At 64.4% G+C, this 8404-nt stretch carries 8 protein-coding genes and 1 pseudogene; all 9 read left to right on the top strand.

Going from position 1 to position 8404, the window contains the following annotated elements; translation table 11 throughout:
* A pseudogene (locus tag J7359_RS11730) lies at nt 1-265 on the top strand (nitrite reductase large subunit); the annotation flags it as partial.
* Nucleotides 262-597 (top strand): nitrite reductase small subunit NirD, encoded by a 336-nt coding sequence (nirD, locus tag J7359_RS11725; protein ID WP_209056831.1) that lies wholly within the window; start codon nt 262-264, stop codon nt 595-597. The pseudogene J7359_RS11730 and the gene nirD, both read left to right, overlap by 4 nt.
* An 11-nt stretch (nt 598-608) precedes the next feature.
* The gene (gene cynS / locus J7359_RS11720) at nt 609-1073 is read left to right on the top strand and encodes a cyanase (protein ID WP_209056830.1); all 465 of its coding nucleotides are present in this window, start codon (nt 609-611) and stop codon (nt 1071-1073) included.
* 39 nt (nt 1074-1112) lie between these two features.
* Nucleotides 1113-1964 (top strand): formate/nitrite transporter family protein, encoded by an 852-nt coding sequence (locus J7359_RS11715; protein ID WP_209056829.1) that lies wholly within the window; start codon nt 1113-1115, stop codon nt 1962-1964.
* 50 nt (nt 1965-2014) lie between these two features.
* Nucleotides 2015-2404 carry a hypothetical protein gene (locus J7359_RS11710; RefSeq protein ID WP_209056828.1) on the top strand — a complete coding sequence of 130 codons (390 nt, stop codon included), beginning with the start codon at nt 2015-2017 and terminating at the stop codon, nt 2402-2404.
* A 58-nt stretch (nt 2405-2462) separates the two neighbouring features.
* A complete protein-coding gene (locus J7359_RS11705) occupies nt 2463-3413 on the top strand; it encodes a hypothetical protein (protein ID WP_209056827.1) in 951 nt (316 codons plus the stop codon).
* Nucleotides 3414-4706: an HlyD family efflux transporter periplasmic adaptor subunit gene (locus tag J7359_RS11700; protein WP_209056826.1), complete on the top strand. Its 1293-nt coding sequence runs from the start codon at nt 3414-3416 to the stop codon at nt 4704-4706.
* Entirely contained in the window at nt 4703-6916 is a 2214-nt protein-coding gene (locus J7359_RS11695) for a peptidase domain-containing ABC transporter (RefSeq protein WP_209056825.1), read from the top strand. Before J7359_RS11700 ends, J7359_RS11695 begins: the two co-directional genes overlap by 4 nt.
* Nucleotides 6825-8402: an ATP-binding protein gene (locus J7359_RS11690; protein WP_209056824.1), complete on the top strand. Its 1578-nt coding sequence runs from the start codon at nt 6825-6827 to the stop codon at nt 8400-8402. Before J7359_RS11695 ends, J7359_RS11690 begins: the two co-directional genes overlap by 92 nt.
* Nucleotides 8403-8404 lie beyond the last annotated feature (2 nt).

Raw genomic sequence — 8404 nt, 5'->3', positions numbered from 1 at the left:
GGTGCAGATCGTCGCGGCGTTCGTCCAGCTGTATCGCGAACATGCGAAATACCTGGACCGGGCCCATAAATGGGTCGCCAAGGTCGGGCTTGATTGGGTCATCGCCCAGGTTGTGGACGATCTGGATAACCGCAGGGCGCTGGTCGAACGGTTCGAGATCAGCCAGTCGGTCTATCGCCGCGATCCATGGGCCGATCATTCCACCCCATCCGAAACTCCGAAATGGTCGCCCCTGGCCGATCTGACCCTGGAGGCCGCCGAATGAGCCTGTTCGTCGATATCGCCGCGCTTGAGGATATTCCGCAGCAGGGCGCCCGCGTCATCAAGACCCCCGAAGGCTGCGTCGCGCTGTTTCGCACCGCCGATGATCGCGTCTTCGCGCTGGACGACCGTTGCCCGCACAAGGGCGGCCCGCTGTCCGAGGGCATCGTCCATGGCAGTTTCGTCACCTGCCCGCTGCATAACTGGGTCTTCGACATGACGACCGGGCTGGCGCAGGGCGCCGATGACGGCGCGGTCCGCACATGGCCCGTCCGGGTCGAGGCCGGACGCATCCTGATCACCACCGACCTTATCGCCCGCAGCCGGGCCGCCTGAGAGGAGCCGACATGAACAAGATCACCATCGACGAAACAACCCGCGACGACGTGACCGCGATGATCCTGCGCGCCAAGAAACGCACCGGGTTGGGCTGGGCGCAGATGGCCGAGGAAATCGGCATGTCCCCCGTCTGGCTGCATTCCGCGGCGACCGGGATGAACGCGTTTCCCGAAGCCAAGGCCCGTGCCTTCGCCGATCTTCTGGGCCTGCCGGACAGCGCGGTCGAGGTCCTGACCGAAAGCCCGCTGAAGGTCTGGGAACAGGCCGTGCCGACCGATCCCTGCATCTATCGCCTCTACGAGATCGTCGGCGTCTATGGGCCGACCATCAAGGCGCTGATCAACGAGGAATTCGGCAACGGCATCATGTCGGCGATCGATTTTTCAATGGATGTCGAACGCGAACCCAGCCCGAAAGGCGACCGCGTCCGGCTGACCATGTCGGGCAAGTATCTGGCCTATTCCAACTGGTGAGAACCGGAAACGCCGCAAAAAGAACAGGAAGGTAGAAGAATGTCATACGTCAATCCCCCCGATTTCGCCAAGAAGATGATCGACGCAGGCGAGGCCAAGGTCTTCATGTCCACCAAGGACACGTTGATCCGCGCCTATATGGCCGGCGCGATCCTGGCCCTGGCCGCTGCGTTCGCGGTGACCGTCACCGTCAATACCGGCAACCCGCTGATCGGTGCGCTGCTTTTCCCGGTCGGGTTCTGCATGCTGTACCTGATGGGCTTCGACCTGCTGACCGGTGTCTTCACGCTGGTTCCGCTGGCCCTGATCGACAAACGGCGCGGCGTCACGATGAAGGGAATGCTGCGCAACTGGGGCCTTGTGTTCTGCGGCAATTTCGCGGGCGCCTTCACGGTCGCGATCTTCATGGCGATCATCGTCACATTCGGCTGGTCCGAGGCGCCAAACGCGGTGGGCGAGAAGATCGGCCATATCGGTGAAGGCAGGACCGTCGGCTATGCGGCACACGGCGCCGCTGGGATGCTGACTCTGTTCGTCCGTGCGGTGATGTGCAACTGGATGGTCTCGACCGGGGTGGTCGCGGCGATGATGTCGACCAGCGTCTCGGGCAAGGTCATGGCAATGTGGATGCCGATCCTTGTCTTCTTCTACATGGGGTTCGAACACTCGATCGTGAACATGTTCCTGTTCCCGGCCGGTCTGCTTCTGGGCGGCAATTTCACGATCATGGATTACCTGATCTGGAACGAGATCCCGACTGTTGTCGGCAATCTGGTCGGCGGGCTGACCTTTGTCGGCGCGATGATCTATTCGACGCATCATCGCACCTCGCCGGAACTGGAGCGTTTTCCTGCCGGATCAGCCGAACCGGCGCCGGTTCCGGCCGAGTAACGGCCCAGACGGCATTCAGGCGGCCAGCGGGCCGCATTTCCACGACAAGAATGATTCGCGCGGCGGGGAAATTTCTCCGCCGCGCGCGCATTCATATTGATCTTAATGACGGGTTTTCGGCCCCGAAGGCCTCCGATGATCGGCCCAGATTAACCGAAAAACAGAGCAACATTAGAATTCGCGAAGAAACCGGCCCCTTTCTGACAGTCACGTTGGCACATGCGGGCGCGGCTGCTTCGATGGTCAGGCAAGGCAGGCAAGCCTGCGCAACAACAAGGAGCAAGACCATGCGTGACCTTAACGAACTGGAACTGGAACAAGTCTACGGTGCAGGCGGCAAGGGCCGTCGTCGGCGCAAGCGGCGCAAGGCGGCGCGTCGTCGCAACGGCAGCGACAGCGGTGCATCGCGCAGCAACAGCCGCAGCAACAGCAACAGCTGATGTGACGCAACCATCCCCGAAGCCGCCTGCGGCTTCGGGGCTTTCGTCGCGAGGTTCCATGCCGTTCGAATGCGCCGATCCGATCTCCGCCACGGGCATTTCCGCAGCCACGCGCGATGAGCTGTGGCTGCTGGGACAGCCGCCGCTGAACGACTATCTGGATGTCGTCCTGCGCCAGACCGACGATGCGGACCGTCGTCGCGCGGACATCATTGCCGAATGGCGCCGTGCCAACGATCACCTGGCCGGGCTGGAACAGAAAGAGGCCGGGCTGGCGGACCGGATCCGCTGCCGCAAGCTGCCCAAGCCCATGCGCCCGCTGGCCGAGGAACTGCAGCAGCAGGATATCTATCGCGAAACCTTCGATCGGGTGCCAACGACCATCGAGATGGTCGAGCTTGACCGGATCGTGGTCAGCCAGCGTCATGTGACGCTGCCCTTCGTTCAGGGACTTGCCGACGGCCTTGATCCCGCCCCCAAACCCGAGGACCTGTTCCGCTTCTGTCAGCCGCTGGATCGCCGGGATGCGGCGGTCGAGTGCCGCCGGCTGGGACGCGACCGGTACGCGTTCCTGTCGGATTCCACCGATCTGCGGTACCATGAAACGACGCTTCTGCGCCCCGATCAGGTCAGCGGAATGCGCCGCTGCGGCCCGGTTTCCGGCATCGTCGGGATCGTCGTCGGTCACGGATCGAATTTTCTCAGCGGCATCCGCTGGGGCAAGCGCATCGTTCTGCACAACGGCTATCACCGGGCCACCGCGCTGCGCATGGCGGGGATCACGCACGCGCCCGTCATCATCCAGACGGTGTCGCGGCGGGACGAATTGGAAACCGTCGCCGCAGCCTCGGTCATCGATGATCCGGCCTTCTATTACCGCGCGAACCGGCCACCGCTTCTGAAGGATTTCTTCGACCCCAAGACCAGCGTCGTACTGCCCGTTCGCCGCAAGCGAAAGATGATCGAGGTCAGCTTTTCGGTCACCGAACTAGACGTGGACGACCTGTAGATGGCCGAGCCGTCCCCCTTGCCCCTGTTTCGCCCCGAGGCGATGGCCGAGCAGCGGGACAGATGGCTGGGCTCGGTCCTGCTGGTGCCGCGGCTGTCCTACAGCGTTCTGACCCTGTTCGCCGCAATCATCGTGATCGGCATTCTGGCGTTGATCGCGTTCGGCGAATACACGCGCAAGGTCCGGCTTTCGGGCTGGCTGACCCCGCAGCAGGGGCTGTTGCAGGTCGCCGCTTCGCAGCCCGGCCTGCTGGCCCAGTTGCCCGTGCAAGAAGGCCAGCAGGTCGAACGCGGCGACGTTCTGGCGGTTCTGTCCAGCGAACGACGAAGCGGCGCAGGCGAATCCCGGCAAGAGGTTCTGCGGGCGCTGCGCGCGCGTCGCGACAGCCTTGCGGCCGAACGAGACAGCCACCGCGCGCTTTACGCGCGTCAATCCGAATCGCATCAGGCCAGGCTGGCGGTGATCGAGGCCGAGGCCGCCAGCCTTGACGCCGAATTCGCGATGCAGCGTGACCGGGTGGATCTGGCCGACGCGTCAGCCGCGCGGCTGCGCGACTTGCGCGACCGTGGGCTGGCGACCCAGGACGACCTGCAGCGGGCCGAGGAATCCGCCTTCGATCAGGCGCTGTCCCTGCAGGCGCTGGAACGGACGCGCGCGACGGTCAACCGGACCCGCGTGGAACTGACCGCCGAGATCGCCGAACACCCGCTGCGCGAGGGCCTGCAACTGGCCGAAATCGACCGCGCCATCGCCCAGATCGAACAGGAGCTGGCCGAAGCCGAAGCCGCCCGCGAAACCGTTCTGACCGCGCCCCGATCCGGCACCGTCACCGCGCTGCGGGCGACGGCCGGGGAAACCGTGGACAGCGCGACACCGCTGATGACGCTGATCCCGTCGGACACGATCCTGCAGGCGCAGATCTATGGCCCCAGCCGCGATATCGGATTTGTCGAACCCGGTCAGCGCGTGCTGATCCGCTATGATGCCTATCCGCACCAGAAATTCGGCCAGTATGACGCCAAGGTCCGCAGCGTGTCCCGCGCGACGGTAGGGCCGGGCGAGTTGGCCGAGGCCGCAGGCGCAACAGGGCCGCTGGCGGACTTGGGGGCGTCCGGGCAACCTGTCTATCGCATCACCGTCGATCTGGACGCCCAAAGCGCCACCGCCTATGGCCGCGACGCGCCCCTGCAACCGGGCATGACATTGCAGGCCGATATCCAGATCGAGACGCGGCGGCTGTGGCAGTGGATCCTTGAACCGCTGCATTCGCTGAGGGGGCGCGAACCGGCATGAACATGACCCAGGGGCTGCAATTCGGCTGGCGGCGCAAGCTGCCGATGATCCTTCAGACCGAGGCCGCAGAATGCGGCCTTGCCGCGCTGGCGATGGTCGCCGGCTTTCACCGGCGCGCGACGGACCCGGCCGAACTGCGCCGTCGTTTCGGTTTTTCGCTGAAAGGGGCAACGCTGAAGGATGTGATCGGGGTTGCCGATCACATCGGTCTGGCCAGCCGACCGCTGCGGCTGGAACTGGAAGAACTGCATCTGCTGCGTCTGCCCGCGATCCTGCACTGGGATCTGAACCATTTCGTCGTGCTGAAATCCGTCGGTCGCGGCGGTATCGTGATCCACGACCCCGCCGACGGGGTGCGGCGCCTGTCGATGGCCGACGCCTCGCGGCATTTCAGCGGTGTCGCGCTGGAACTGACCCCGACCGGCGGGTTCGAGCCGTCCGAGGCCCCGCCGCGGGTCCGCATCCGCGCGTTGCTGGGCCAGATCACCGGCCTCAGGCGGGCGCTGGGACATCTGCTGCTGCTGGCGCTGGCGATCGAGATCTTCGCGCTGATCGCACCGCTGTTTCTCAGCCTGACGATCGACAACGCCATCGTCTCGGCGGATCGCAGCCTTCTTGTGACGCTGGCCACCGCCTTCCTGCTGTTGTTGCTGTTGCAGACCGGCGTCACCGCGCTGCGCGGCTGGATGCTGATCACGCTTGGCGCCTCGTTGAAGGTCCAGGCGCGGACAAACCTGTTCAGCCACCTGCTGAATCTTCCGGCCAGCTATTTCGAGACGCGCCATGTGGCGGACGTGATGTCGCGTTTCGAATCGCAGGACACGATCCTGCAGACCCTCAGCCGCGATCTGGTGGTGGCGATCCTTGACGGTCTGATGTGCGTGCTGACGTTGATCCTGATGTTCGTCCTAGCCCCCACGCTGGGGCTGGTCGCGCTGGCCGGGGCGGCGCTTTACGGGCTGCTGAGATGGGCGTCCTATGCGCCGCTGCGGCAGGCCTCGGCCGAGGCGATCATATGGGAGGCGCGGCGCGACAGCCATTTCCTTGAAAGCCTGCGCGGCATGAAGACCATCAAGCTGATGGGCGGTCAGCAGGACCGGCGCGCGCGCTGGCTGAACCTGCTGGTCGAGACGGTCAACCGTCAGCTTGTCACGCAACGTCTGGACCTGCTGTTCAAGACCGCGAACATGGTCTTGCTGGGAACATTGGGGATCGGCATCGTCTATCTGGCGGCGCGGATGATCCTGTCGAACGAATTCTCGGTCGGCCTGCTGGTCGCGTTTCTGGCCTACAAGGATCTGTTCCTGCGCCGCGTCAGCGGGCTGATCGACACGCTGGTCGAATTGCGGATGCTGGGTCTTCACGCCGAACGCCTTGCCGATATCGCCCTGACCCGGCCCGAACCTCGCAGCGATCCGCGCCCGGCGGGCCCGGTGACCCCGATTGCGATGGAACTGCAGGACGTTTCGTTCCGCTACAGCCCCAATGATCCGTTGGTGGTCCGGAATGTCAGCCTGCGCATCCAGCCGGGCGAATGGGTGTCGCTGGCCGGGCCATCTGGGTGCGGCAAGACCACGCTGCTGAAGCTGATGGCCGGGCTGCTGGAGCCGACCGAGGGCAAGATCCTGATCGACGGCGCGCCGATGGCGCGATTGGGCCCCGACCGCTGGCGCGCGATGATCGGCGTGGTGATGCAGGACGATACGCTGTTCGCGGGCTCGATCGCCGACAACATCGCCTTCTTCGCAGCAAACCCCGATCAGGACCGGATCGAGGAATGCGCCGAACTGGCGGCCGTGCATCAGGATATCATCGACATGCCGATGGGATACGGCACGCTGATCGGCGACATGGGCACGGTCCTGTCGGGCGGGCAGAAGCAACGCATCCTGCTGGCGCGGGCGATCTATCGTGCGCCGGGTCTGCTGCTGCTGGATGAGGCGACCAGCCACCTGGACGTCGCCCGCGAAACGGCCGTCAATGCGGCCCTTGCCCGTCTGGCACCGACCCGTATCGTGGTCGCACACCGGCCCGAGACCATCCGCGCATCGGGCCGCGTCATCAGCTTTGCCCACGCGCAGATCCAGTCCGATCGCCTGCAGGAGGACATCCAGACCCATGACGATCCGGTTGAAGATCATCAGCTTTCAGGTTCTCGTGACGACGATGCTGCTCAGCGTGGCGGCGGTCACGTGGTATTATGTCGATAGGATCGACTATTACTTCGACCGCAATCGACTGGCGGGGGCGCAGTTGGACAGCGTGATCCGCATGTCCGCCGCCATGAATCGCTATTCCGAGAATGTCGCCGAACTGCTGTTGCTGGGTCGGACCGAACTGGATGATTTCGACGAGGCACGCGACAGCCTTGAAGACAGCCTCGACCGGCTGGAACTGCTGATCCGTGACGAGATCGGCATCATCTCGGTCCCTGCGGATCGCGCCGAGGAAGAGGCCGAACTGACCCGTGTCGAACAGATGCGGTCGCTGTACGAAGATATCGACCTGCGGACACAGCGCCTGCTGTTGCTGCGCGACCAAGGGCGGCTGGACGAGGCGATCCAGATCTTTCGCGAAGAGATCGAGGACAGTCTGGATACCACGCTGGAGGATCATATCGGCGCGGCCATCGCCGACGAAGAGGCCGAACTGCGCCGTTATCAAAGCCAGACGAACCGGCTGGAACGCGAACTGGAATGGATCATCAGCATCGTGACGGCGGCCGCGTTCATCGTATCCGCCATCGGCGCGCTGCTGCTGGCCCGATCGCTGACCCGGCCCATCGCGGCACTGGAATCGGCAACCCGCGAGATCGGCGACGGCAATCTGGCCTACCGGATGGAATATCGGGGACGCGACGAATTCGCCAGCCTCGCCGCCCAGGTCGACAACGCCGCCTCGCGGCTCGAGGCGCAGCGCGCCGCCTTGCTGGAGGTGCAGGCCGGGCTGGAAAACGAGGTATCGCGCCGCACCGTGGAACTTGAGGATGCCAATACCCGCCTTCAGAAGCTGGATCATATGCGGATGCTGTTTCTTGCCGATATCGGTCATGAACTGCGCACCCCGCTGACCGTGCTGCGCGGCGAGGCTGAAATCGCGTTGCGGGGCGGCAGCCGCACGGTCGAGGAACATCGCGACACGCTGGAACGGATCGTGCAGCTTTGCCAGCAGATGACCCGGCTGGTCGAGGATCTGCTGTTTCTGGCGCGCGCCGAGGTGGACGCGATCCGCTTCGACATGCAGCCGCTGGACCTGCACGACGTCCTGGAAATCGCACTGGCCGATGCGCAGGTTCTGGCCGAGGAAAACGGGGTCAGGATCAATACCACCATGGCACCGGGCAGCTGCAGGGCCGAAGGCGATGCCGGGCGTCTGTCGCAGGCCATGCTGATCGCGCTGGACAATGCGATCAAATACGCCGATCCCGGCGCGACGATCCAGGTATCGCTGGCCTGCGCGGACGGCATGGCAGTCTTTCGGGTCCAGAACCCCGGCCCCGAAATTCCGCAGGCCGAACTGCCCTTCGTCTTCAGCCGCTTTTATCGGGCGCGGCAGCCCGCACGATCCGGACAGGCCGGCACCGGACTTGGCCTGTCGATCGCGAAATGGATCGTCGAGGGCCATCGCGGCCGTATCGAGATTTCAAGCGCCGATCACCTGACCGAACTGCGCATCCATCTTCCCCTGCTGCACTGAGG

Source organism: Paracoccus sp. R12_2 (assembly GCF_017744015.1).
In the GTDB taxonomy this organism is placed as follows: domain Bacteria; phylum Pseudomonadota; class Alphaproteobacteria; order Rhodobacterales; family Rhodobacteraceae; genus Paracoccus.
This window is presented reverse-complemented; position numbering and strand designations above follow the sequence as displayed.

Coding starts and splice junctions, on each gene's coding strand:
- nirD (WP_209056831.1), top strand. CDS start 262: ATGAGCCTGTTCGTCGATATCGCCGCGCTTGAGGATATTCCGCAGCAG.
- cynS (WP_209056830.1), top strand. CDS start 609: ATGAACAAGATCACCATCGACGAAACAACCCGCGACGACGTGACCGCG.
- J7359_RS11715 (WP_209056829.1), top strand. CDS start 1,113: ATGTCATACGTCAATCCCCCCGATTTCGCCAAGAAGATGATCGACGCA.
- J7359_RS11710 (WP_209056828.1), top strand. CDS start 2,015: ATGATTCGCGCGGCGGGGAAATTTCTCCGCCGCGCGCGCATTCATATT.
- J7359_RS11705 (WP_209056827.1), top strand. CDS start 2,463: ATGCCGTTCGAATGCGCCGATCCGATCTCCGCCACGGGCATTTCCGCA.
- J7359_RS11700 (WP_209056826.1), top strand. CDS start 3,414: ATGGCCGAGCCGTCCCCCTTGCCCCTGTTTCGCCCCGAGGCGATGGCC.
- J7359_RS11695 (WP_209056825.1), top strand. CDS start 4,703: ATGAACATGACCCAGGGGCTGCAATTCGGCTGGCGGCGCAAGCTGCCG.
- J7359_RS11690 (WP_209056824.1), top strand. CDS start 6,825: ATGACGATCCGGTTGAAGATCATCAGCTTTCAGGTTCTCGTGACGACG.